Annotated in this window: 21 protein-coding genes and 1 pseudogene; 12 read left to right on the top strand and 10 right to left on the bottom strand. The window is 69.9% G+C overall.

The features are described 5' to 3' along the window. The first annotated feature begins 359 nt into the window (after positions 1 to 359). The 4 genes from J8M50_RS03245 (at position 360) to J8M50_RS03230 (ending at position 4,195) form a co-directional block, all read left to right on the top strand. Entirely contained in the window at positions 360 to 1,040 is a 681-nt protein-coding gene (locus J8M50_RS03245) for a PadR family transcriptional regulator (protein WP_010353476.1), read from the top strand. Positions 1,041 to 1,083: 43 nt separating this feature from the next. Further along, a complete protein-coding gene (locus J8M50_RS03240) occupies positions 1,084 to 2,166 on the top strand; it encodes an inositol-3-phosphate synthase (protein ID WP_010353475.1) in 1,083 nt (360 codons plus the stop codon). 158 nt (positions 2,167 to 2,324) lie between these two features. Beyond that, entirely contained in the window at positions 2,325 to 3,587 is a 1,263-nt protein-coding gene (locus J8M50_RS03235; RefSeq protein ID WP_010353474.1) for an MFS transporter, read from the top strand. Between the two features lie 137 nt (positions 3,588 to 3,724). Beyond that, positions 3,725 to 4,195, top strand: a complete 471-nt coding sequence (locus J8M50_RS03230) for an LppU/SCO3897 family protein (protein WP_010353473.1) — start codon at positions 3,725 to 3,727, stop codon at positions 4,193 to 4,195. 81 nt (positions 4,196 to 4,276) lie between these two features. Here J8M50_RS03230 and J8M50_RS03225 read toward each other — a convergent pair whose 3' ends face one another. Continuing rightward, positions 4,277 to 5,674 carry a CCA tRNA nucleotidyltransferase gene (locus J8M50_RS03225; protein WP_010353472.1) on the bottom strand — a complete coding sequence of 466 codons (1,398 nt, stop codon included), beginning with the start codon at positions 5,672 to 5,674 and terminating at the stop codon, positions 4,277 to 4,279. A gap of 281 nt (positions 5,675 to 5,955) precedes the next feature. Between J8M50_RS03225 and J8M50_RS03220 the strand changes: the two genes are divergently transcribed. The 7 genes from J8M50_RS03220 to trxA all read left to right on the top strand — a co-directional run bounded on the left by J8M50_RS03220 (position 5,956) and on the right by trxA (position 15,572). After that, on the top strand, positions 5,956 to 8,280 hold the full coding sequence (locus tag J8M50_RS03220) for a DUF6049 family protein (protein ID WP_010353471.1): 2,325 nt from the start codon (positions 5,956 to 5,958) through the stop codon (positions 8,278 to 8,280). Between the two features lie 44 nt (positions 8,281 to 8,324). Then, on the top strand, positions 8,325 to 10,631 hold the full coding sequence (murJ, locus tag J8M50_RS03215) for a murein biosynthesis integral membrane protein MurJ (protein ID WP_010353470.1): 2,307 nt from the start codon (positions 8,325 to 8,327) through the stop codon (positions 10,629 to 10,631). A 137-nt stretch (positions 10,632 to 10,768) separates the two neighbouring features. Continuing rightward, positions 10,769 to 12,475: a protein kinase family protein gene (locus tag J8M50_RS03210; protein ID WP_010353469.1), complete on the top strand. Its 1,707-nt coding sequence runs from the start codon at positions 10,769 to 10,771 to the stop codon at positions 12,473 to 12,475. Positions 12,476 to 12,501: 26 nt separating this feature from the next. Beyond that, positions 12,502 to 13,227: an RNA polymerase sigma factor SigM gene (gene sigM, locus J8M50_RS03205; protein ID WP_010353468.1), complete on the top strand. Its 726-nt coding sequence runs from the start codon at positions 12,502 to 12,504 to the stop codon at positions 13,225 to 13,227. Continuing rightward, positions 13,224 to 14,072: an anti-sigma factor family protein gene (locus tag J8M50_RS03200; protein WP_010353467.1), complete on the top strand. Its 849-nt coding sequence runs from the start codon at positions 13,224 to 13,226 to the stop codon at positions 14,070 to 14,072. Before sigM ends, J8M50_RS03200 begins: the two co-directional genes overlap by 4 nt. A gap of 159 nt (positions 14,073 to 14,231) precedes the next feature. Beyond that, positions 14,232 to 15,197 carry a thioredoxin-disulfide reductase gene (trxB, locus tag J8M50_RS03195; RefSeq protein WP_010353466.1) on the top strand — a complete coding sequence of 322 codons (966 nt, stop codon included), beginning with the start codon at positions 14,232 to 14,234 and terminating at the stop codon, positions 15,195 to 15,197. Positions 15,198 to 15,239: 42 nt separating this feature from the next. Then, positions 15,240 to 15,572 (top strand): thioredoxin, encoded by a 333-nt coding sequence (gene trxA, locus J8M50_RS03190; RefSeq protein ID WP_010353465.1) that lies wholly within the window; start codon positions 15,240 to 15,242, stop codon positions 15,570 to 15,572. A gap of 104 nt (positions 15,573 to 15,676) precedes the next feature. On the opposite strand, the gene J8M50_RS03185 is transcribed toward trxA, so the two are convergent. The 9 genes from J8M50_RS03185 to rpmH all read right to left on the bottom strand — a co-directional run bounded on the left by J8M50_RS03185 (position 15,677) and on the right by rpmH (position 22,583). Continuing rightward, a complete protein-coding gene (locus tag J8M50_RS03185; RefSeq protein WP_010353464.1) occupies positions 15,677 to 16,294 on the bottom strand; it encodes a GNAT family N-acetyltransferase in 618 nt (205 codons plus the stop codon). Between the two features lie 330 nt (positions 16,295 to 16,624). After that, the gene (locus J8M50_RS03180) at positions 16,625 to 17,725 is read right to left on the bottom strand and encodes a ParB/RepB/Spo0J family partition protein (RefSeq protein ID WP_010353463.1); all 1,101 of its coding nucleotides are present in this window, start codon (positions 17,723 to 17,725) and stop codon (positions 16,625 to 16,627) included. Next, positions 17,722 to 18,792, bottom strand: coding sequence for an AAA family ATPase (locus J8M50_RS03175; RefSeq protein ID WP_075661441.1), 1,071 nt, complete (start codon positions 18,790 to 18,792; stop codon positions 17,722 to 17,724). The genes J8M50_RS03180 and J8M50_RS03175 overlap by 4 nt, the downstream gene beginning before the upstream one ends. Positions 18,793 to 19,026: 234 nt before the next feature. Continuing rightward, positions 19,027 to 19,743: a 16S rRNA (guanine(527)-N(7))-methyltransferase RsmG gene (rsmG, locus tag J8M50_RS03170; RefSeq protein ID WP_010353461.1), complete on the bottom strand. Its 717-nt coding sequence runs from the start codon at positions 19,741 to 19,743 to the stop codon at positions 19,027 to 19,029. Positions 19,744 to 19,884: 141 nt separating this feature from the next. Beyond that, positions 19,885 to 20,397, bottom strand: a complete 513-nt coding sequence (locus J8M50_RS03165; protein ID WP_010353460.1) for a Jag family protein — start codon at positions 20,395 to 20,397, stop codon at positions 19,885 to 19,887. 15 nt (positions 20,398 to 20,412) lie between these two features. Beyond that, positions 20,413 to 21,699, bottom strand: a complete 1,287-nt coding sequence (gene yidC / locus J8M50_RS03160) for a membrane protein insertase YidC (RefSeq protein WP_010353459.1) — start codon at positions 21,697 to 21,699, stop codon at positions 20,413 to 20,415. Between the two features lie 3 nt (positions 21,700 to 21,702). Then, positions 21,703 to 22,056 (bottom strand): membrane protein insertion efficiency factor YidD, encoded by a 354-nt coding sequence (gene yidD, locus J8M50_RS03155; RefSeq protein ID WP_010353458.1) that lies wholly within the window; start codon positions 22,054 to 22,056, stop codon positions 21,703 to 21,705. Further along, positions 22,053 to 22,424: a ribonuclease P protein component gene (gene rnpA / locus J8M50_RS03150; protein WP_010353457.1), complete on the bottom strand. Its 372-nt coding sequence runs from the start codon at positions 22,422 to 22,424 to the stop codon at positions 22,053 to 22,055. Before rnpA ends, yidD begins: the two co-directional genes overlap by 4 nt. Positions 22,425 to 22,445: 21 nt before the next feature. Beyond that, a complete protein-coding gene (rpmH, locus tag J8M50_RS03145) occupies positions 22,446 to 22,583 on the bottom strand; it encodes a 50S ribosomal protein L34 (RefSeq protein ID WP_003975051.1) in 138 nt (45 codons plus the stop codon). Positions 22,584 to 22,959: 376 nt separating this feature from the next. Here rpmH and dnaA point away from each other — a divergent pair. After that, positions 22,960 to 23,484: pseudogene (dnaA, locus tag J8M50_RS50515) on the top strand (chromosomal replication initiator protein DnaA); the annotation flags it as partial. Positions 23,485 to 23,577: the final 93 nt, after the last annotated feature.

The following is a 23,577-nucleotide window of genomic DNA, read 5'->3' as shown; positions in this document are numbered from 1 at the left end:
CGACTACTCCTCGGGCAGGCGCACCCGTGGGCGCCTGGAAACAACGGCGGCTTTTTTCCGGTCCCCCCGATGTACGGACGCGGCCGGTATCGCATTCATCCGTACGGCAGCGGGGGCGGTGGCGCCCTCCGGCGTCACATGGCTCCCGGTGGTCTGCATGGCGCACACACTACGCACCGCCAAAACCCGTCGAGCTCCGAAGTTCACCCCAAATCAGGCAAGTTGATTCGAACGTTTCGGTGATGTGATCCCGTTCACCGATCTCCCCCTTGTCCGCTCCGGAAGGTCGTTCTATCGTCGTGATGTATCGAGTCGATACATCGGAGCGACATAGACATGTCGGGGACGGAGGAGGAGTGATGAGCCGGCGGTCAGGAATCCTCGAGTTCGCCGTCCTCGGACTGCTCCGCGAGTCCCCGATGCACGGCTATGAGCTGCGCAAACGGCTCAACACCTCGCTGGGCGTGTTCCGGGCCTTCAGCTACGGCACGCTCTACCCCTGCCTCAAGACGCTGGTCGCGAACGGCTGGTTGATCGAAGAGGCGGGGAACACCCCCGAGGAAGCCCCGGCCGTCCCGCTCACGGGACGCCGCGCCAAGATCGTCTACAGGTTGACGGCGGAGGGCAAGGAACACTTCGAGGAACTCCTCTCGCAGACCGGGCCCGACGCCTACGAGGACGAGCACTTCGCTGCTCGCTTCGCGTTCTTCGGGCAGACCTCCCGTGACGTGCGCATGCGCGTCCTTGAGGGCCGGCGCAGCCGTTTGGAGGAACGGCTGGAGAAGATGCGCGCCTCGCTCGCGCGCACCCGGGAGCGCCTCGACGACTACACGCTCGAACTCCAGCGCCACGGGATGGAGTCCGTGGAGCGCGAAGTGCGCTGGCTGAACGAGCTGATCGAGAGCGAGCGGGCAGGCCGGGACCTCAAGAGCCCCGGCCAAGGAGAACCCGCTCGCGACACCACAGAGGGAGCGCCGGGCGTCCTGCCCCGGACCGGGGACAACCCCGGGCCGGATACGCCCGGCGACACCACCGCGTGAGGCTCCTGCCAGGGCCTCACTCATACAACAGGGAGCAACCGGAATGGGTTCGGTTCGCGTAGCCATCGTCGGTGTGGGCAACTGTGCCGCGTCGCTGGTGCAGGGAGTCGAGTACTACAAGGACGCCGACCCGGCGGCCAAGGCACCGGGCTTGATGCATGTGCAGTTCGGCGATTACCACGTCCGTGACATCGAGTTCGTCGCCGCCTTCGACGTGGACGCGAAGAAGGTCGGCCTCGACCTCGCGGACGCGATCGGCGCGTCGGAGAACAACACCATCAAGATCTGCGACGTCCCGCGCACCGGTGTGAAGGTCCGGCGGGGTCACACCCTCGACGGCCTCGGCAAGTACTACCGCGAGACCATCGAGGAGTCCGACGCCGAACCGGTCGACGTCGTCAAGATCCTCAAGAAGAAGCAGGTCGACGTCCTCGTCTGCTACCTGCCCGTCGGTTCCGAGGCCGCGGCGAAGTTCTACGCCCAGTGCGCCATCGACGCCAAGGTCGCCTTCGTCAACGCCCTCCCGGTCTTCATCGCCGGGACGAAGGAGTGGGCGGACAAGTTCACCGAGGCCGGTGTCCCGATCGTCGGCGACGACATCAAGTCGCAGGTCGGCGCCACGATCACGCACCGCGTCATGGCGAAGCTGTTCGAGGACCGGGGTGTGATCCTGGACCGCACGATGCAGCTGAACGTCGGCGGCAACATGGACTTCAAGAACATGCTGGAGCGCGACCGGCTGGAGTCCAAGAAGATCTCCAAGACGCAGGCCGTCACCTCCCAGATCCGTGACCGCGAACTCGGCGCCGACAACGTCCACATCGGCCCGTCGGACTACGTCGCCTGGCTCGACGACCGCAAGTGGGCGTACGTCCGCCTGGAGGGCCGCGCGTTCGGCGACGTCCCGCTGAACCTGGAGTACAAGCTGGAGGTCTGGGACTCCCCGAACTCCGCCGGCGTCATCATCGACGCGCTGCGCGCCGCGAAGATCGCCAAGGACCGCGGCATCGGCGGCCCGATCCTCTCCGCGTCCTCGTACTTCATGAAGTCCCCGCCGGTCCAGTACTTCGACGACGAGGCCCGCGACAACGTCGAGAAGTTCATCCGCGGCGACGTCGAGCGCTAAGCACCACCCCGGCGAGCCATGTTTCACGTGAAACATCGCGTTCCCGTTTCACGTGAAACACGGTCCGCCACCCACCGAAATTCGCTCCTGCCAGGGCTCATCAGAAAGGTCCCCGGGTCGACCGACCCGGGGACCTTTCCCTGTGTGAGGCTGTGCCCATGTCCGTCGTCCGTGATCTGCGCGTCCTGCTGCGCCTGGAGAACTTCCGCCGTCTGCTCGCCGTACGGCTGCTCTCCCAGTGCGCGGACGGCGTCTATCAGGTCGCGCTGGCGACGTACGTCGTCTTCTCCCCGGAGAAGCAGACCTCACCCGGCGCGATCGCCTCCGCGATGGCGGTCCTGCTGCTGCCGTACTCCCTCGTCGGCCCCTTCGCCGGCGTCCTGCTCGACCGCTGGCGGCGCCGGCAGGTTTTCCTGTACGGCAATCTCCTGCGCGCCGGCCTCGCCTCGGTCACGGCCGTGCTGATCCTGGCGGACGTGCCGGACTGGCTCTTCTACGGCTCCGCGCTGTGCGTCACCGCCGTCAACCGCTTCGTCCTCGCGGGACTGTCCGCCGCGCTGCCCCGGGTGGTCGACGCGGAGCGGCTGGTCGTCGCCAACTCCCTCTCCCCGACGGCCGGAACGCTCGCGGCGACGGCGGGCGGCGGTCTCGCCTTCGGCGTACGGATCCTGGTCGCCGACTCCGACGCGGCGGTGGTCCTGCTGGGGGCGGCGCTGTACCTGTGCTCAGCGCTGGCGTCCCTGCGGCTCGCCGTCGAGTTGCTCGGCCCCGAACTCGGTCCGGTCCGGCCCCGGTTGGCGGAGGCCCTGCGCGGTACGGCCCGGGGGCTCGCGGCCGGGGTACGGCACCTCGCCGCGCCGGAGCGACGCACCGCCGCGTGGGCGCTCGGCTCGATGACCCTCATGCGGTTCTGCTACGGCGCCCTCACCGTCACGGTGCTGATGCTCTGCCGGTACGCTTGGTCCTCGAACCCCGACGACGGTCTCGCCCTCCTCGGTCTCGCCGTCGGCATCTCCGGGGCGGGCTTCTTCGTGGCCGCGCTGGTGACTCCGTCGGCTGCGGGGCGGCTCGGTCCCGTCCGCTGGATCGTCACCTGCGCAGCGGCTGCCGCGCTCCTGGAACCGGCGCTCGGCCTGACCTTCGCCCAGCTCCCCGTCCTGATGCTGGCGTTCTTCCTGGGCCTCGTCACGCAGGGCGCGAAGATCGCCACCGACACGATCGTCCAGTCCGCCGTGGACGACGCCTACCGCGGCCGGATCTTTTCGCTCTACGACGTCCTCTTCAACGTCGCGTTCGTCGGCGCGGCGGGCGTCGCGGCGCTCATGCTGCCGCCGGACGGGCGTTCAATCTCGCTGGTGATAACAATCGCCGTTATCTACGCGGCAGTAGCTGGTGCTATGCGGCGTTTTGCCCGTTCGTAAGGTTCACGTCAAGGTCACAGATCATTTTTACGTACCGGCGATGTCAGTGGTGGCCGGTATTTTACGTGGGTCTTATCTCGCGCCGGGCGTTCGGACGTCCGGCATGCGCATCCACGTTCCAGGGGGGACACCTCAGCATGACGACTCCGCCGCCTCAGGGCCAGAACCCGTACGCCCAGCAGCCCGTCCCGATGGGCCAGCAGCAGACTCAGCCGTACGGCCAGTTCCCGGACCAGGGTGCACCGTTCCAGGGAGCGCCGGTTCCGCCCGCGCCGCCGAAGCGGAAGAGCAAGCTGGCCCGCGTCCTCGGCGTCGTCGTGGTCGCGGTGGTCGCCATCGTCGTCAAGCTGGGTATCGGCGCGGTGTTCAGCAGCGACACCGAAGCCGAGGGCACCTCGGTCGGCGCCTGCATGCACAACGACGGCACCGACTCCAAGCCCGACCTCACCGAGGTCGACTGCTCGTCGAGCAAGGCCGAGTACAAGGTCGTCCAGAAGTTCGACGACACCAGCGACGACTCGAAGTGCCAGGCCGTCAAGGAGGCCACCGTCTCCTACTACCAGATCGGCACCGGCCACAACGTCGTGCTGTGCCTGAAGGACGTCTGATCGGGCCCTGCCGATCGGGCTCCGCCTGAGAGGTTCCGAGGGGCGATGTTTCACGTGAAACATCGCCCCTCTTTCATGCCCTCACCCCTGCTCCGCCCACCACTCCTTGAGCGCCCCCACCGCCGCGTCGTACTCCATCGGCCCGTTCTCCAGCCGCAGCTCCAGCAGGAACTTGTACGCCTTCCCGATCGCCGGCCCCGGACGGATTCCCAGGATCTCCATGATCTGGTTGCCGTCGAGGTCGGGGCGGATCGCGTCCAGTTCCTCCTGCTTGCCGAGTTCGGTGATCCGCTCCTCCAGCCCGTCGTACGCACGCGAGAGGCTCACGGCCTTGCGGCGGTTGCGGGTCGTGCAGTCGGAGCGGGTCAGCTTGTGGAGGCGGGTGAGGAGCGGACCGGCGTCACGGACATAGCGGCGGACCGCAGAGTCGGTCCACTCGCCGGCGCCGTAGCCGTGGAAGCGCAGGTGGAGTTCGACGAGCCGGGAGACGTCCTTCACCAGCTCGTTGGAGTACTTCAGGGCCGTCATCCGCTTCGCGGTCATCTTCGCGCCGACCACCTCGTGGTGGTGGAAGGAGACGCGGCCGTCGTCCTCGAAGCGCCGGGTGCGCGGCTTGCCGATGTCGTGGAGGAGCGCGGCCAGACGCAGGACGAGGTCGGGGCCGTCCTCCTCCAGGGCCATCGCCTGTTCGAGGACGATCAGCGTGTGGTCGTACACGTCCTTGTGCCGGTGGTGCTCGTCGCTCTCCAGCCGCAGCGCGGGCAGTTCGGGCAGGACGCGGTCGGCGAGGCCCGTGTCGACGAGGAGCGTGAGGCCCTTGCGGGGGTGCGCGGAGAGGATCAGCTTGTTCAGCTCGTCCCGGACGCGCTCGGCGGAGACGATTCCGATCCGCTCGGCCATGTCCGTCATCGCGGTGACGACCTCGGGGGCGACCTCGAAGTCGAGCTGGGCGGCGAACCGCGCGGCCCGCATCATCCGCAGGGGGTCGTCCGAGAAGGAGTCCTCGGGGGTGCCGGGGGTCCGCAGGACGCGCGCGGCGAGGTCGTCGAGGCCGCCGTGCGGGTCGATGAACGTCCGCTCGGGGAGGGCGAGGGCCATCGCGTTGACGGTGAAGTCCCGGCGGACGAGGTCCTCCTCGATGGAGTCGCCGTAGGACACCTCGGGTTTGCGGGAGGTCCGGTCGTACGCCTCGGAGCGGTAGGTGGTGACCTCGATCTGCCAGCCGTCCTTCTGCGCGCCCACCGTCCCGAAGGCGATCCCGACCTCCCACACCGCGTCCGCCCACGGCCGGATGATCTTGAGGACGGCCTCGGGGCGGGCATCGGTCGTGAAGTCGAGGTCGTTGCCGAGCCGGCCCAGCAGCGCGTCCCGGACCGAGCCGCCGACCAGGGCGAGAGAGAACCCGGCCTCCTGGAATCGGCGGGCGAGGTCGTCGGCGACGGGCGCGACGTCGAGGTTGTCTTTGTTGGCGTTCGGCACAACAGAAAAGGGTACGTGGCCCCGGGGGCGCGGGGCTCCCGGATTACGGGCGGCAAACCCCGTGAAGACAGCCCGCCCGATACCTGCACAGAACCCGCGCGCACCCCGTCCAGAGGCGCTCCCCTATATAAGGGCCCCTTTACAAGGACACATTGGGGACGCCTCACCCGCACTTTCCGATCTTGTGGACCAGTCCGCGGCACTTCCCCTCAGCGCGCATCGTTACCATGCGTGGACGCACATTCCGACGACCACTGACGACGACGAGGGACGGCGAACGCGTGGCCGAGGCGGCAGACAACCCGGGGTCCACCCCCTCACCTGCCCGCCGCTGGCTGCGGCGCACCGGAGCACTGCTCGCGGGCGCGCCTCTGCTGGCCGGGCTGCTGCTGCCCGCTGCCACGACGGCGCAGGCGGCGCCCGAGGCCCCCAAGGAGGCGTCCGACGCGGGCACGGTGTCCGTCGCCGTCGACGCGCTCACGCCGAGCGTCCCGAAGGACGGCGACACGCTGACCGTGTCCGGCACGGTGACGAACAACGGCAAGCAGGCGGTGACCGACGCGCACGTCGATCTGCGCGTGGGCTCCGTGCTGACGACCCGCTCGGCCATCGCGGGCGCCGCCAAGCGCTCCGACTCCGTGTCCGGCGCGAGCGGCAGCCCGGTGGGCGGGGCGTACACGGCGAAGTTCACGACGCTCACGCCGGGCGTGGCCCAGCCGTTCACGATCACCGTCCCCGTCGACAAGCTGGAGCTGGACGGCAACGGCATCTACCCGCTGGGCGTCACGCTCTCCGGCGAGACGGCCGCACAGTCCTGGGACCAGGTGCTGGGCGCGCAGCGGACGTTCCTGCCGTGGCAGCCGGACGAGCCGGACGCGACGACGAAGACGACCGTCCTGTGGCCGCTGATCTCGACCGTCCACGTGACGGCGGAGACGGGCTCGAACCAGCAGCAGACCCCGGTCTTCCTCAACGACGACCTCGCGGCGGAGATCGCGCCCGGCGGCCGTCTCGAACAGCTCGTGGCGCTGGGCAAGACCCTGGACGTCACCTGGGTGATCGACCCGGACCTGCTGGCGTCCGTGGACGCGATGAGCGGCGGCTACCGCGTCGAGGCCGGCGACGACACCACCGTCGCGGGCACCCACTCGGCCGTCGCGAAGCAGTTCCTCGACGACCTCCAGGGCGCCGTGACCGGCAAGGAGGTCGTCGCGCTGCCGTTCGCCGACCCCGACCTGGCCGCCCTCGCGCACAACGGCACGAACGTCACGGGCATGCTGAGCCAGCTCAAGGCCGCCACGGACGTCGCCGCGACGACGGTGGAGACCGTCCTGCACGTCACGGCGTCCACGGACTTCGCGTGGCCGGTGAACGGCGCCGTCGACCCGTCGATCGTCAAGGTCGCGACCTCGGCGGGCGCCGACAAGGTGATCGCCCGCAGCGACAGCCTGGAGGACGACCTGTCGTACGCGCCCTCAGCGGCCCGCCCGATCGGCGGCGGCACCACGGCGGTCGTCGCGGACTACCGGCTGTCGGCGGCGTTCCAGGGCGACCTGACCAGCGCCTCGGCAGCGACGCTCGCCGTACAGAACTTCCTGGCGCAGAGCCTTTCGCTGAACCTCCAGAACGACAAGCAGCGCAGTGTCGTCGTCGCGCCGCAGCGGATGCCGACCGCCGCGCAGGCGCAGGCGCTCGCGAAGGCCGTGACCGCGTTGCAGGGCGGCCCCTGGTCCGAGGCGCAGGGGCTGGCGGCGACCTCGGCGGTCAAGCCCGACCCGGGTGCCACCACGACCGTGCCGGGCAGGTCGTCGTACTCGTCGGCGCTGCGCAAGCAGGAGATGGCGAAGACGGCGTTCCAGGACATCGCGGACACGCAGGACAAGCTCGACAACTTCAAGGTGATCCTGACCGACGAGTCGCGGGTCGTGACCCCCTTCGGGCGGGCCATAAACCGTGAGATGTCGACGTCGTGGCGCGGGCGCGGCACGGCGGCGAGCACCTACCGGCAGGGCGTCGCCGCGCATCTGACGACGCTCACCGACCAGGTCCGGCTGATCGACAAGTCGGAGACCAAGCTGTCGGGGCGCAGCGCCACGATCCCGGTGACCGTGCAGAACAGCCTGGTGCAGGGCGTCGACCACCTGGTCCTGCGGATCACGTCGACGAACTCGACCCGGCTGGAGATCGCCGGCCACGACTGGGCCGAACAGGACATCGCGGTCTCCGGCGGGCACAGCACGAGCGTGAAGTTCACCACGTCCGCCAACGCCAACGGCAAGACGGCGGTGATCGCGCAGCTCTACACCCAGGACGGCCAGCCGTACGGCAAGGAAGTCGTCTTCGACGTGAAGGTCACCGAGATCACGGCCACCGTCATGCTGGTCATCGGCGGCGGCTTCCTGCTGCTCGTCCTGGCCGGCTTCCGGATGTACACCCAGCGCAAGCGCGCCGCCGCCCGCGCGGCACAGAGCGACGCGGGCGAGCCCACCGAGGAGTCCACCGCCCGGCCGGGGGAAGACGACCCGCAGCAGCCGAGTGACGAGTCACCGGACACCGCAGCGGAAAGCACGGACCCGTCCGGCACGGGTGAGAGAGTGGACCGTTGAGGATGTCGTGGCCGGTCGGCCCGGGACGATGAGGTGGGGTAACCATGAACGCGCCGTACGACGGTGACCGGGGCCAGGGTGTGGGCGGCTCGGGCCACCCCGAGGGCCCGCCGCCGCCCGAGCACGGCCAGGTGCCGCAGCAGCCCGCCGACCCGTACCTCCAGGACGCCTTCGCCCAGGACCCCTACCGCGCGCAGGACCTCACCGCGCAGGACCCGGTCACCGAGGCGCTGTACGACCGCGCCGCGCACCCCCCGCCGCCGCCCGGCACCTACCCGGGCCCGCTCTACGGCCAGCCGCAGCAGTCGCCGTACGCCCCCGACCCGCAGGTCTGGGCCCAGCCCCCGGCGCCCGAGCCGGAGGGGCCGACGCAGTACCTGCCGTACGGCGACGACGCGCGCACCACGCAGTTCGTGGGCGTGGACGACCTGGTGACGCACTCCGGCGAGGAGCAGCCGCAGCCGGACGCGTTCGCGCACCTCTTCCGCGACCAGGGACAGGGCGGCGCGCCCCGGCCCTCCCAGGCGCCGCGCCCGCAGACCGACCGTCCGCACATGGAGAACCCGCAGGTGCCGGCGCCGCAGTACCCGGTGCCCGCCGACGACCGGACGATGAACCTCACGGCGGCGGTCTCCGAACCCCCCGAGCCGGTCCCCGCCGCTGCCGCCCCCGGCGCTCCCGCCCCCGCCCCCGCTCCCGCTTCGGCTCCGGCGAAGAAGAGCGGCAAGGCCGCCGGGCTGCTGAAGTCCAGCGCGGTGATGGCCGCCGGCACGATGGTCTCGCGCCTCACCGGCTTCGTCCGCTCCGCGATGATCGTCTCGGCGCTCGGCGTCGGCCTCCTCGGCGACACCTTCCAGGTCGCCTACCAGCTCCCGACGATGATCTACATCCTGACCGTCGGCGGCGGCCTCAACTCCGTCTTCGTGCCGCAGCTCGTGCGCGCGATGAAGGAGGACGACGACGGCGGCGAGGCGTTCGCCAACCGCCTGCTGACCCTCGTCATGGTCGCCCTCGGCGTCCTCACCGCCGCGTCGATCTTCGGGGCGCCGCTGCTGATCCGCCTGCTGTCGGACTCCGTCGCCAGCGACCCGGCCGCCAACAACGTCGGCGTCACCTTCGTCCAGTACTTCCTGCCGTCCATCTTCTTCATGGGCGTACACGTCGTGATGGGCCAGATCCTCAACGCGCGCGGCAAGTTCGGCGCGATGATGTGGACGCCGGTCCTCAACAACATCGTCATCATCGTGACGCTGGGCATGTTCATCTGGGTCTACGGCACCGCCGCCGACTCCGGCATGAAGGTCACCAACATCCCGCCGGAGGGCCAGCGCCTGCTCGGCGTCGGCATCCTGCTCGGGCTCGTCGTCCAGTCGCTCGCGATGATCCCGTACCTGCGCGAGACCGGCTTCCGGATGCGGCTGCGCTTCGACTGGCGCGGCCACGGCCTCGGCAAGGCCGTCACCCTCGCGAAGTGGACGTTCCTGTTCGTCCTCGCCAACCAGGCGGGCGCGCTCGTCGTCTCCCAGCTGTCCACCACGGCCGGGAAGGAGTCGCCGGTCGACGGCACCGGCTTCTCCGCCTACGCCAACGCGCAGCTGATCTGGGGCCTGCCGCAGGCCATCATCACGGTCTCGCTGATGGCCGCGCTGCTGCCGCGCCTCGCGCGCTCGGCCGCCGAGCACGACGCGGGAGCGGTCCGCGACGACATCTCGCAGGGCCTGCGCACCACGGCCGTCGCCATCGTCCCGATCGCCTTCGGCTTCCTCGCGCTCGGCATCCCGATGTGCACCCTGATCTTCGGCTCCTCCGGCACCTCGGAGGCCACGAACATGGGCTTCATGCTGATGGCCTTCGGCCTCGGCCTGATCCCCTACTCCGTGCAGTACGTCGTCCTGCGCGCCTTCTACGCGTACGAAGACACCCGCACCCCCTTCTACAACACGGTCATCGTCGCCGCCGTCAACGCGGGCGCCTCGGCGCTGTGCTACTTCGTCCTGCCGTCCCGCTGGGCGGTGATCGGCATGGCCGCCGCGTACGGTCTGGCCTACGCGATCGGCGTCGGGGTCGCCTGGGCGCGGCTGCGCAAGCGGCTCGGCGGCGACCTCGACGGCGCGCGCGTGCTGCGGACGTACGCGCGGCTGTGCATCGCCTCGGTGCCGGCCGCGCTGCTCAGCGGCGCCGCCTGCTACGGCATCGCCCACACCCTCGGGCAGGGCGTGATCGGCTCGTTCGCCGCGCTGCTGGCGGGCGGTGTGGTCCTGCTCGGCGTCTTCTTCGTGGCCGCACGGCGGATGCGGATCGAGGAGCTCAACTCGCTCGTCGGTATGGTGCGCGGACGACTCGGTCGCTGACCGGGGGCAAGCGCACAACCATCGCCCGCCGCCGTGTGTCGTGCATAGCGGCGGACTGTGGGCACAATTGGTTCGGTGTCGAACGGCGTGCACGATCGCCGACGACACGCGATGACTAGGGGAGGCAGGGAGCGACGGTGGCGGAACGGAGCACGGCTGCCGTCGACGTGGCAGCGAACGGTGGCGCCGAGCCGCCGACCGCACAGGCGGACGAGTCCACGGCCGACGGCGTGGCCCAGAACCGGGAGCGGGACACGGACAGCGACGAGGTACAGGGGAGTGACGGGACGGAGCGTCCCGGGAAGACCTCGGCACCGGAGCTGCACAGCGGCCACAAACTCGCCAGACGGTACCGGCTCGAAGAGTGCGTCACCCGTCTGGACGGGTTCAGCAGTTGGCGCGCGGTCGACGAGAAACTCCGCCGCGCGGTCGGCGTCCACATCCTGCCGGCCGACCACGCGCGAGCGCGGTCCGTGCTGGCGGCGGCCCGCTCGGCGGCGCTGCTCGGCGATCCGCGGTTCGTGCAGGTGCTGGACGCCGTCGAGGAGAACGACCTCGTGTACGTCGTCCACGAGTGGCTGCCCGACGCGGTCGAGCTGACCGCGCTGCTGGCTGCCGGGCCGCTGGAGCCGCACGACGCGTACCAGATGGTCAGTCAGCTCGCCGCGGCCATGGCCGCCGCCCACCGCGAGGGCCTGTCCCACCTGCGGCTCACGCCGGGCACCGTGCTGCGGACCTCCACCGGGCAGTGGCGCATCCGCGGGCTCGCGGTGAACGCGGCGCTGCGCGGCATGTCCTCCGACACCCCGCAGCGCACCGACACCGAGGCGATCGGCGCCCTGCTGTACGCGGCGCTCACCCAGCGCTGGCCGTACGAGAACGACGCGCACGGCCTGGCCGGGCTGCCCAAGGGCGTCGGCCTGATCGCCCCCGACCAGGTCCGCGCGCACGTCCACCGCGGCCTGTCCGAGCTGGCGATGCGGGCCCTCGTCAACGACGGCGCGACCGCCTCCCGGCACGAGTCCGCGTGCACGACGCCGGAGGAACTGGTCAAGGCGATCGGCGAGATGCCCCGCATCCGCCCCCCGGAGCCGGTCTTCACCGCGCCCCCGGAGTACCAGCGCACCACCTACCAGCAGGGCACGTACGGCCGTCCGGCCCCTCACGTCACCCAGCCGGTCCCGGCCCCGCCGCCCCCGCTCCAGAGCCGCACCGGCAAGGCCCTGAAGTGGGCGGTCTCCGCCCTCCTCATCGCCGCCCTCGGCCTCGGCAGCTGGCAGCTCGCGGAGGCCCTCCTCGGCCAGCGGGACTCCGACACCAACCAGACCCAGACGGACGACGACGGCGACAAGCCGAGCACGGCGCCGAAGCCGGTCAAGGCGCTCACGATCGAGGACGCCGCCGAGTACTACCCGGACGGCAAGCCGCAGCACCCGAGCGACGTGGGGCTCACGTACGACACGAAGGGCTCCACCTACTGGCGGACGTACACGTTCGTCAAAGGCCCCGTCCTCGCCCCCTTCAAGCAGGGTGTCGGGATCGTCTACGACCTCGGCTCCGAGCAGGAGGTGTCGGGTGCGTCGATAGAGCTGCTCTACGGCAGTGACCACACGACCGGCGCCCTGTACGCCACCGACTCCCTCTCCTCCTCGGCTCCGCTCAGCTCGATGAAGAAGATCGCCGAGAAGGAGACGACGAGCAGCCAACTCACGTTCTCCGCCAAGACCCCGGTGAAGACGCGGTACGTTCTCGTATGGCTGACGGCGCTGCCGTACTCCGGCGCGGACGAGTACAACGGCGCCGGGTACAAGCAGGCCATAACGAACGTGAAGTTCACGGGCTGACATCTCACCGGAGGGGGAGGAGGCCGATGGCGGAAGGCGCCGGGTTCGACGGTGTGAGCGATTCCGATCTGCTCGCCCGTCATGTGCAAGGCGACCCCGACGCCTTCGGTGAGATCGTGCGGCGCCACCGCGACCGGCTGTGGGCCGTCGCGCTGCGGACGCTGGGGGATCGGGAGGAGGCCGCCGACGCCGTGCAGGACGCGCTGGTGTCGGCGTACCGGGCCGCCCACACCTTCCGGGGGCAGTCGGCCGTCACGACCTGGCTGCACCGCATCACCGTGAACGCCTGCCTCGACCGGGCCCGCAAGGCGGCCTCCCGCAAGACCTCGCCGGTCGACGACACCGAGCGCCTCGAACAGCTCCTGGAACCCCACGAGTCGGCCTCCGCGCCGGTCGAGCGGGGCGATCTGCACCGGCAGCTCATCGAGGCGCTGGGCACCCTCCCGCCGGACCAGCGCGCCGCCCTCGTCCTCGTCGACATGCAGGGCTACCCCGTCGCCGAGGCGGCCAAGGTGCTCGACGTCCCCACCGGCACCGTGAAGAGCCGCTGCGCCAGAGGTCGCGCGAGACTCCTCCCCCTGCTCACCCATCTCCGGCCGGAAAACAGCGGCGACGAGAAGGAGCCGGGCACCAGACGGAACCGAGGAGCGGGGACATCCGTCCCACCGGCAGCGGATCCCTGCGAAAAGGGTCCGGACGGAGCCGGGACCGGCGATTCAGCTACCGCGAAGGGCGGAGGTGGGCGAGCGTGACATCGACGACGGACACGGCCGGGCACCCGGACGTCGCTGAACTCTCCGACCTCGCCGAGGGCCTCCCCACGCCGACCCGGACCACGGAACTGCGCCGGCATCTGGACGGGTGCGAGGTCTGCGCCGACACGTACGCGTCGCTGGCGGAGATCCGGGAGCTCCTCGGGACGCTGCCTGAGCCGGTGGCGATGCCGGAGGACGTCGTCCTGCGGATCGACGCGGCGCTGGCAGCGGAGGCGGGAACGTCTGAAGAGACGGCGACCGAAGGTGCTGATGTTTCACGTGAAACATCGGTCGCCGATCGCCCCTCCGGTCACGCCCGTACCGCCACCACCGGCCCCGGCCGCAAGGGCACGGGCAAGGACCGCCCCCGCACCCGCCGCCGCAAAGCAGCCGTCCTCGGCGTCTTCACGGCCGCGGCCCTGGGTCTGGGTTCCGTCCTGCTCTCCTCCCTCATGAGCGAGGGAGACGGCGGGGGCCGTGCCACGGCCGCGGACACCTTCTCCCAAGGCACCCTCCAGGACTCCGTGGGCACCGCCCTCCAGAGCAACCGGTCGTCGTCCCGCGCCCCGAAGGGCGAGGTCGGCATCCAGGGCACGGTCGAGAGCCCCCAGGTGCTCAGCGCGCCGAACATCCCGTCCTGCGTCCTGAAGGGCACGGCCCGCACGGACACGGCGCTCGCCTCGAAGCCAGGCGTCTACGAGGGCAAGGACGTCCTCCTCGTCGTCTTCCGCAACGCCTCCGACCGCACCCACGTCGACGCCTACCTCGTCGACCGCGCCTGCGAACAGCACCCCGCCACCCACGCCGACGTGCTGCTCAAGCGCTCCTACGCCCACCCGTAACCCCCGGCGCCCCGTCCCCCGCGTCGACCGCCGCGCCCGCGTCTCCGTGTGCCCGGACACACCGGGAATGCGCGCCCCTTAATATCCGTTGGGTGGGGTGAGAGCGCAGTGATGCTCCCACCGGTCGAACGACGCAGACCAGAGACGAGGAACCTAGCCGTGAGCGACGTCCGTAACGTGATCATCATCGGCTCCGGGCCCGCCGGCTACACGGCGGCCCTCTACACCGCGCGCGCGTCGCTGAAGCCGCTGGTGTTCGAAGGCGCCGTCACGGCAGGCGGCGCCCTGATGAACACCACCGAGGTGGAGAACTTCCCGGGCTTCCGCGACGGCATCATGGGCCCCGACCTGATGGACAACATGCGCGGCCAGGCGGAGCGCTTCGGCACCGAGCTGATCCCGGACGACATCGTGTCCGTCGACCTCACCGGCGAGATCAAGACCGTCACGGACACCGCGGGCACGGTCCACCGGGCGAAGGCCGTCATCGTCACGACCGGCTCCCAGCACCGCAAGCTCGGCCTGCCGAACGAGGACGTGCTCTCCGGGCGCGGTGTCTCGTGGTGCGCCACCTGTGACGGGTTCTTCTTCAAGGACCAGGACATCGCCGTGATCGGCGGCGGCGACACCGCGATGGAGGAGGCGACGTTCCTCTCGCGCTTCGCCCGGTCCGTGACGATCGTCCACCGCCGGGACTCCCTGCGCGCCTCCAAGGCGATGCAGGAGCGCGCCTTCGCCGACCCGAAGATCAAGTTCGTCTGGGACAGCGAGGTCGCCGAGATCCAGGGCGAGCAGAAGCTCGCGGGGCTGAAGCTGCGCAACCTGAAGACCGGTGAGCTGTCCGACCTCCCGGTGACCGGCCTGTTCATCGCGATCGGCCACGACCCGCGCACCGAGCTCTTCAAGGGCCAGCTCGACCTGGACGGCGAGGGCTACCTGAAGGTCCAGGCGCCGTCGACCCGGACCAACCTGACCGGTGTCTTCGCGGCGGGTGACGTCGTCGACCACACCTACCGCCAGGCGATCACCGCCGCCGGTACCGGCTGCTCCTCCGCGCTCGACGCCGAGCGTTTCCTCGCGGCCCTCGCGGACGAGGAGCAGGCCGCCGAGAAGACCACCGTCTGACCTCCCCCTCTCCCCCCTGCACAGAAGATCTAAGGAGCCCCTGTGGCCGGCACCCTCAAGCATGTGACCGACGCCGACTTCGAAGAGGTCGTCCTCAAGAGCGACAAGCCCGTCCTGGTGGACTTCTGGGCCGAGTGGTGCGGCCCGTGCCGCCAGATCGCGCCCTCCCTCGAAGCGATCGCCGCCGAGTTCGGCGAGAAGATCGAGATCGTCAAGCTGAACATCGACGAGAACCAGGAGACGGCGCTCAAGTACGGCGTCATGTCGATCCCGACCCTGAACGTCTACCAGGGCGGCGAGGTCGCCAAGACGATCGTCGGCGCCAAGCCGAAGGCCGCGATCCTGCGCGACCTGGACGAGTTCATCGCCGAGTAGGGCTCAGCGCCGAATGAGGTTCAGCGCCGAATGAGGCGATGTTTCACGTGAAACATCGAAGGGCCGACCCGTGAGGGCCGGCCCTTTCTCATGCCCCGAAGGCGTCACAGCGGTCGCAGCACCGGTTCCTTCTGTACCGCCCCCAGCAACCGGTCCAGCGCCAGCTCCACGTCTTCCTTCCAGGAGAGCGTCGTCCGCAGCTCCAGCCTCAGCCGAGGGTGCACGGGATGCGGCCGGACCGTCTTGAAGCCGACCGCCAGCAGATGCTCGGCGGGCAGCACACAGGACGGCTCGTCCCACCGCGCGTCCCCGAACGCCTCGACCGCCCTGAACCCCCGCCTCAGCAGATCCTTGGCGACCGTCTGGACCATCATCCGCCCGAGCCCCTGCCCCTGATACCCCGGCAGGATGAACCCGGTCATCAACTGCACGGCATCCGGCGAGACCGGACTCGTGGGGAACGCCGTGGAGCGCGGGACATAGGCGGGCGGCGCGTACAGCACGAACCCGACGGGTGCCTCGTCGACATAGGCGACCCGCCCGCAGGACCCCCAGTCGAGCAGGACGGCGGAGATCCACGCCTCCTTCTCCAGCGCCGGGGTCCCCGCCTTCACCGCTGCTCCGCCGCTGACGGGGTCCAGCTCCCAGAAGACACACGAGCGGCAGCGCTGGGGAAGGTCCTGGAGGTTGTCCAGCGTGAGCGGTACGAGCCGACGCCCCATGAAGCCTGTTCCTCGCTTCTCTCGCCCGCGGCGTCGCGAGCGGCTGCCAGGGCGCTGCGTTCTCTGAGCAAACTGCCGACGAACCCGCCGACCGCACTCAGCCCGAGGCCCACGCTCACCAGTCCGGTCCGGCTCATCGTTCGCATGGCCTCCGCCCTCCCCCTCAGAGGTGCTGCCCGGTGGATGTGCCATACCCGTCTGCATCGTATCCAGGGAAGCGATGGCCTCGATACGCCGGAAAGGCAAAGAGCGGGCCGTGTTCCGGCACCCACCGGACACGACCCGCTCACCCTCCCGACAGGGCGTCAGACTCCCCTGTCGGCCGGAGACTTACGCCTCCTCGTCCTCACCGCCGCCGCCATCGAGGAGCCCCTTCTGCAGGGCCGGCCCCTCGCCCGGGGCGAGGGAGTCGAGGATGCGCTCCAGGTCCTCCATCGACGCGAACTCGACGGTGATCTTCCCCTTCTTCTGCCCGAGGTCGATCTTCACCCGTGTCTCGAAGCGGTCCGAGAGCCGGGTCGCGAGGTCCGACAGCGCCGGGGAGACCCGGGCACCGGCACGCGGCCCCTTGGCCCGCTGCGGCGTCTGCGGCCGGGACCCCATGAGGGTCACGATCTCCTCGACCGCCCGCACCGAGAGCCCCTCGGCGACGATGCGGTGGGCCAGCCGGTCCTGCTCCTCCGAGTCGTCCACGGAGAGCAGCGCGCGGGCGTGCCCGGCGGAGAGCACCCCGGCGGCGACCCGGCGCTGGACGGAGGGGGAGAGCCTCAGCAGCCGCAGGGTGTTGGAGACCTGAGGGCGGGACCGGCCGATGCGGTCCGCCAACTGGTCGTGCGTGCAGTTGAAGTCCCTCAGCAACTGGTCGTAGGCCGCGGCCTCTTCCAGCGGGTTGAGCTGGGCCCGGTGGAGGTTCTCCAGGAGCGCGTCCAGAAGAAGCTTCTCGTCGTCCGTGGCCCGCACGATCGCCGGAATGGCCTCAAGCCCCGCCTCGCGGCAGGCCCGCCAGCGCCGCTCGCCCATGATGAGCTCGTAGCGCGAGGGCCCCGTCTGCCGGACGACGACCGGCTGGAGGAGGCCGACCTCCTGGATGGAGGTGACCAGCTCGTGCAGCGCGTCCTCGTCGAAGACGTCACGGGGCTGACGCGGGTTGGGGGCGATGTCGTCGAGGGGGATCTCGGCGAAGTGGGCGCCGATGGGCGGCGCCGGCAGCTCCGGTTCGGCCGACTCCGTCGATGTTTCACGTGAAACAGGCGCCGGAAGCGTGGCCACCTTCGCCGCGGCCACCCCGCGGTCACCGGACAGCAGCGGGACCGACGCGGGGGACGTGGAGCCGCCTCCCAGCGCGGCCTGGGCCGGTGTCTTCTCGGTCGGGGCGGCTGGGATCAGTGCGCCCAGGCCGCGGCCCAGGCCGATCTTCCGTCGGTCACTCACTGGATCCCCTCCACCATGTTCGGGTTGTTCTGAGCGCCGATATGGGCGTGGGGCTCATAGCTGAGACCGACGCCCTTCAGCGCGAGCTCGCGTGCCGCCTCAAGATAGGAGAGGGCGCCGCTCGATCCCGGATCGTAGGTCAGCACCGTCTGCCCGTAGCTCGGCGCCTCGGAGATACGGACCGAGCGGGGAATGCTCGTCCGCAGCACCTCCTCACCGAAGTGGGTGCGCACCTCTTCCGCGACCTGCGACGCGAGGCGCGTCCGGCCGTCGTACATGGTGAGCAGGATGGTCGACACATGCAGCGTGGGGTTGAGGTGCCCCCGTACCAGGTCGACGTTGCGCAGGAGTTGGCCCAGGCCCTCCAGGGCGTAGTACTCGCACTGGATCGGGATGAGGACCTCCGCGCCGGCCACCAGCGCGTTGACCGTCAGGAGGCCGAGGGAGGGCGGGCAGTCGATGAGGACGTAGTCCAGCGGCTGCTCGTACGCCTGGATCGCGCGCTGGAGCCGGCTCTCGCGGGCCACCAGGGAGACCAGCTCGATCTCCGCGCCGGCGAGGTCGATCGTGGCCGGGGCGCAGAAGAGGCCCTCGACGTCCACGACGGGCTGGACGACCTCGGACAGCGGGCGGCTGTCGACCAGCACGTCGTAGATGGACGGCACTTCGGCGTGGTGGTCGATCCCGAGGGCCGTCGAGGCGTTGCCCTGCGGGTCGAGGTCGACCACCAGGACTCGGCCGCCGTGCAGAGCCAGGGACGCGGCCAGGTTGACGGTCGTCGTCGTCTTGCCCACGCCGCCCTTCTGGTTGGCGACCACGATGATGCGGGTCTGCTCGGGTCGTGGCAGACCCTCACCGGCACGACCCAGCGCCTCTACCGCCACTTGGGCAGCACGACCGATCGGGGTGTCATCCATCGGGGGCGGTGTTTCACGTGAAACATCGTCCCCCAACGGTTCGGTACGGGGACCGGGGACCGGATCGGTCATCGGTCCCGCGATGTTGGCGTCGGACCGCAAGGATTCACTCTCCTCGACATCAGGCTCGCTATGCACAGAGCCTCCCATGCCTCCGGGGTCATGAACCAGTGAGGTCTGGTCTTCTGTGGAGAAATCCACCTCTGTGGACAACTCCGTTCCCTCATCGAGTGAACCGAGAGGCTTACGGTCGCGGGGTTCGGCCGCGGCGCGGCCACGGCTGATGATGCCGTGCAGCAGGGAGCGACGTTTCACGTGAAACACGATGCCCAGCGCCGAGCGCCGAACGGCCGCGACACTCCGTCAGATACCGACCCAAACGCCTTACCTACGGCGTCGGACCCGTCCCGTCCGCGCCGCCTTGGCCCGCTTCGCCGCGAACCGCACCCCGCCGGGGCTCTCGCCGACCTCGACCCGGACGACCGTGGAGAGCGGGTCCACGATGCCCTCGCCGACGTGGAGGATCGACGTCTCGACCGCGCCGAGCTTCGTCAGGGCGGTCGCCGCGCTCTTGAGTTCGTCCTCGGCGGCGTCCCCCTTGAGCGCGAGCATCTCGCCGTAGGGACGGAGCAGGGGGATGCCCCAGGTGGCGAGGCGGTCGAGGGGGGCCACGGCGCGGGCGGTCACGACGTGGACGGGCTGGAGCTTGCCCATGACCTCCTCGGCACGGCCCCGGACGACGGTGACGTGGTCGAGGCCGAGCAGCTCGACGACCTCGTTGAGGAAGTTGGTGCGGCGCAGCAGCGGCTCCAGCAGGGTGATCTTGAGGTCGTCCCGGACCAGCGCGAGCGGGATGCCGGGCAGCCCGGCGCCCGAGCCGACGTCGCACACGGTCACGTCGTCGGGCACCGCCTCGGAGAGCACCGCGCAGTTGAGGATGTGCCGCTCCCAGAGCCGGGGCACCTCGCGGGGGCCGATGAGACCGCGCTGCACGCCCGTCTCGGCCAGCAGCTCGGCGTACCGGACCGCGTCCGCGTAGCGATCGCCGAATACCTCACGAGCCTGCTCGGGCGCGGGGGGGAGTTCCGCTGCCTCCGTCACGGGGACCGTCCTTCCGTACCGCACCGGCGCACCGAGCGCCGGCCGAAACCACAGGGGCTGACAAAAGACCGGCCCCGTCTGCACGACTGGACAGACGGAGCCGGGAAAAACGCGTTGTCTGAATCGGGCGTTCTAGCGGATTCAGCTGGGGAGCACGACGACGAAGCGCTCAGGCTCCTCGCCCTCGGACTCGCTGCTCAGGCCCGCCGCCTTGACCGCGTCGTGCACGACCTTGCGCTCGAACGGCGTCATGGGCTTGAGGCGGACCGGCTCGCCGGAGTTCTTCGCGTCGGCCGCGGCCTTGGCGCCCAGCTCGGAGAGCTCGGTGCGCTTCTGGGCGCGGTAGCCCGCGATGTCCAGCATCAGCCGGCTGCGGTCACCGGTCTCCCGGTGCACGGCGAGCCGCGTCAGCTCCTGGAGCGCCTCCAGCACCTCGCCGTCGCGGCCGACCAGCTTCTGGAGATCGCGGCCGTGTGCGTCGCTGATGATCGACACAGAGGCACGATCGGCTTCGACGTCCATGTCGATGTCGCCGTCGAGATCGGCGATGTCCAGCAGACCCTCAAGGTAGTCCGCGGCGATCTCGCCCTCCTGCTCCAGGCGGGTCAGGGTGTCTGCACCCTCGGCGGCAGCGGAGGTGGTGCCTTCCGTCACGGGATGAGCTCCTTCTTACTTCTTGGAGGGGGACTTGGGGCGCTGCGGGCCGCCCTTGCGCTGCCCTGACTGGGCCTTGCTGCGGCCACCGCCGGTACCCGGCTTGGGCGCGGCAGGCTTGGCGGCAGCAGCGGGCGGAGTGTCCTGCGGCTCGTCGGACTTGGTGAGCGACGTCGTCGGGGCGGACTCACCGGCCGGCTTGGCGGCAACGGGGCCGGACTGCCGCTGGGACTTCGACTGGCGCTTGGGCTGCTGGCGCTTGGGCGCGCCGGCCGGCGTCGTCGTGCCGTCCTCGTTCTCGACGACCTCGGCCTCGCTCTTGATGACGGTGCCGTCGGCCTGGGCGGCGAGGCCCAGCTTGGTCAGGCCGTTGATGAACTTGCGCTCGGCCTCGTTGCGGTCGCGCCCCTTGGCGACGATCGCCTTGACGATGACCTTCTCACCGCGCCGGCTGATCTTGCCGTGGTGCGTGACGTGCTTGGTGAGCCGCTCCAGGAACGCGGCCTGCGCCTTCGAACCCGGCGTCGGGTTGTTGCGGATGACGAACATCTGCTGGCCCATGGTCCACACGTTGGTGGTCAGCCAGTAGACAAGGACACCGACGGGGAAGTTGATGCCGAAGACGGCGAACATGACCGGGAAGATGTACATGAGCATCTTCTGCTGCTGCATGTACGGCGTCTTGACCGTGGTGTCGACGTTCTTCGTCATCAGCTGGCGCTGCGTGAAGAACTGCGACGCCGACATCAGGACGATCATGATCGCGGTGACGACCCGGACGTCGGTGATGTGAGCGCCGAGCGCTTCGACCTTCGAGGCGCCGTCCGTGAACTTCACGGCCAGCGGGGCGCCGAAGATGTGCGCCTGACGCGCGCTCGCCAGGAGGTCGTTGTTGATGACCCCGATCGTCTTGCCCGAGGCGATGGCGCTGAGGACGTGGTACAGGGCGAAGAAGAACGGCGACTGGGCGAGGATCGGAAGGCACGAGGACAGCGGGTTGGTACCCGTGTCCTTGTACAGCTTCATCATTTCCTCGGACTGGCGCTGCCGGTCGTTCTTGTAGCGCTCCTGGATCTTCTTCATCTCGGGCTGGAGCGTCTGCATGGCGCGGGTCGCCTTGATCTGCTTCACGAAGAGCGGGATCAGGCAGATCCGGATGAGGATCACCAAAGACACGATCGACAGGCCCCAGGCCCACCCGGTGTCGGGGCCGAAGATGGCCCCGTACACCTTGTGGAACTGGACGATGACCCAGGACACAGGTGTCGTGATGAAGCTGAACAGGCTGGCAATCGTGTCCACTAATCATGCTCCTTGGGCATGGGACGGGGGCTCTGCTGCCGACCCCGGAGGTTTGGTGCCTTCGGTGGCCGGTTCGGCGGCGGAGGTCCCGCCCGTGCGCGCACGCCAGGCGTCGCGCAGCATCTCGTGCCACCGCGGTCGTTTCCGCGGGGGCACGTGGTCCACACCGCCCAGGGACCACGGGTTGCACCGCAGGATGCGCCAGGCGGTGAGCGCCGTTCCCTTGACCGCGCCGTGCCGGTCGATGGCCGTATATCCGTAGTGGGAGCACGACGGGTAGTACTTGCACACCGGCCCGAGCAGCGGACTGATCGTCCACTGGTACAGCTTGATCAGGGCCAGCAGCGGGTACTTCATCGCGTGCCCCCTCCCAACAGCCGTCGCAGGGCGGCATCGAGGTCCTGGGCCAGTTGTGCATGGCCGGCGTCGCCCGATCCGGGCAGCGCTCGTACTACTACCAGGCTACCGGGGGGCAGCGAGGCGATCCGCTCGCGCATCAGGTGCCGCAGCCGGCGCTTCACCGTGTTGCGTACCACGGCGTTCCCGACGGCCTTGCTCACGACGAAACCCGCACGCGTCGGGGGAGCGCTCTCCCCAGGCGCGTGCGGGTCCGTTGCATCGCTGCGAAGGTGGACGACGAGAGTCGGGCGTCCGGCCCGACGGCCTCGCCGTACCGCGGTCGCGAAGTCCTCGCGCCGCCTCAGCCGGTTCTCGGTGGGCAGCACGACGGCATGACCTGACCGGGATCAGGCGGACAGACGGGCGCGACCCTTGCTGCGGCGGGTCGCCAGGATCGCGCGACCGGCACGGGTACGCATCCGCAGGCGGAAGCCGTGGGTCTTGGCACGACGGCGGTTGTTCGGCTGGAAGGTGCGCTTGCTCACTCGGGGGCTCCAGAAATCAAATCGGGGGCGGCGGGTGCCGTCCTGGCTGTCACCGTGCGCCCACGAGTAGCTCTCGCTTACGCCCGAGTGCACCGCTTCCCGATCACCTGACGCGATCTGTGCCCATCGGAGGCAGGCGGCAGCAGCCATCGACAACTCGACCTGGTTACGGTACGCGGGGCTGCGCCATCCGGTCAAACCAGAGGCTCGCGGGAGACACTGTCCACAGCCTGGGGACAACAACTTGAACCGTACCCCGCGCGCTGACTACCGTGACTGGACTCCGATTCGTTCCCATGTCCACCGCCCCACCCGATTTACATCCCGCACCGTCCCGAGATCACACGATCGTGGGACCTTCGAGAGAGCGTGCCCTGTGGCTGACGTACCTGCCGATCTTGCCGCAGTGTGGCCGCGAGTACTGGAGCAGCTCCTCGGCGAGGGCCGCGGCCAGGGGGTGGAGGTCAAGGACGAACGGTGGCTGCGGCGCACCCAGCCGCTCGCGCTGGTCGCGGACACGGCCCTGCTCGCCGTACCGAACGAGTTCGCGAAGAACGTCCTGGAGGGGCGGCTCGCGCCGATCGTCAGCGAGAGCCTGAGCCGCGCGTGCGGGCGGCCGATCCGGATCGCGATCACCGTCGACGAGTCCGCGGGCGAGCCCCCGGCCCAGCCGCAGCCCCCGTACGACGAACCCGAGCCGCCTCCGCAGTCGTACGACAAACCGCCGTACGACGCTCCGTCCCGGGGCGACTACGAGCAGCAGTACGACGATCCCTACGACGGCGGCTACGGCCGGCACCGGCCCGAGCCCTCCGGCGAGCGGCCCCTGCCGACCGTCCGCCCCGCCTACCCCGGCGAGTACCAGCGTCCCGAGCCCGGCGCGTGGCCGCGCGGCGCGGAGCGCCCCGAACGGTCCGAGGAACCCGGCGCGTGGCCGCGCGGGGAGCGGTCCGAGCGGGGGGAACGCCCCGAGCGGTCCGAGCGCTCAGAGCGA

Source organism: Streptomyces acidiscabies, from assembly GCF_020010905.1.
GTDB lineage: Bacteria > Actinomycetota > Actinomycetes > Streptomycetales > Streptomycetaceae > Streptomyces > Streptomyces acidiscabies.
The sequence above is the reverse complement of the archived record's forward strand: the minus strand, read 5'-3'. Positions and strand labels throughout refer to the sequence as shown.

Coding starts and splice junctions, on each gene's coding strand:
- J8M50_RS03245 (WP_010353476.1), top strand. CDS start 360: ATGAGCCGGCGGTCAGGAATCCTCGAGTTCGCCGTCCTCGGACTGCTC.
- J8M50_RS03240 (WP_010353475.1), top strand. CDS start 1,084: ATGGGTTCGGTTCGCGTAGCCATCGTCGGTGTGGGCAACTGTGCCGCG.
- J8M50_RS03235 (WP_010353474.1), top strand. CDS start 2,325: ATGTCCGTCGTCCGTGATCTGCGCGTCCTGCTGCGCCTGGAGAACTTC.
- J8M50_RS03230 (WP_010353473.1), top strand. CDS start 3,725: ATGACGACTCCGCCGCCTCAGGGCCAGAACCCGTACGCCCAGCAGCCC.
- murJ (WP_010353470.1), top strand. CDS start 8,325: ATGAACGCGCCGTACGACGGTGACCGGGGCCAGGGTGTGGGCGGCTCG.
- sigM (WP_010353468.1), top strand. CDS start 12,502: ATGGCGGAAGGCGCCGGGTTCGACGGTGTGAGCGATTCCGATCTGCTC.
- J8M50_RS03185 (WP_010353464.1), bottom strand. CDS start 16,294: ATGGGGCGTCGGCTCGTACCGCTCACGCTGGACAACCTCCAGGACCTT.
- J8M50_RS03175 (WP_075661441.1), bottom strand. CDS start 18,792: ATGGGAGGCTCTGTGCATAGCGAGCCTGATGTCGAGGAGAGTGAATCC.
- yidD (WP_010353458.1), bottom strand. CDS start 22,056: ATGAAGTACCCGCTGCTGGCCCTGATCAAGCTGTACCAGTGGACGATC.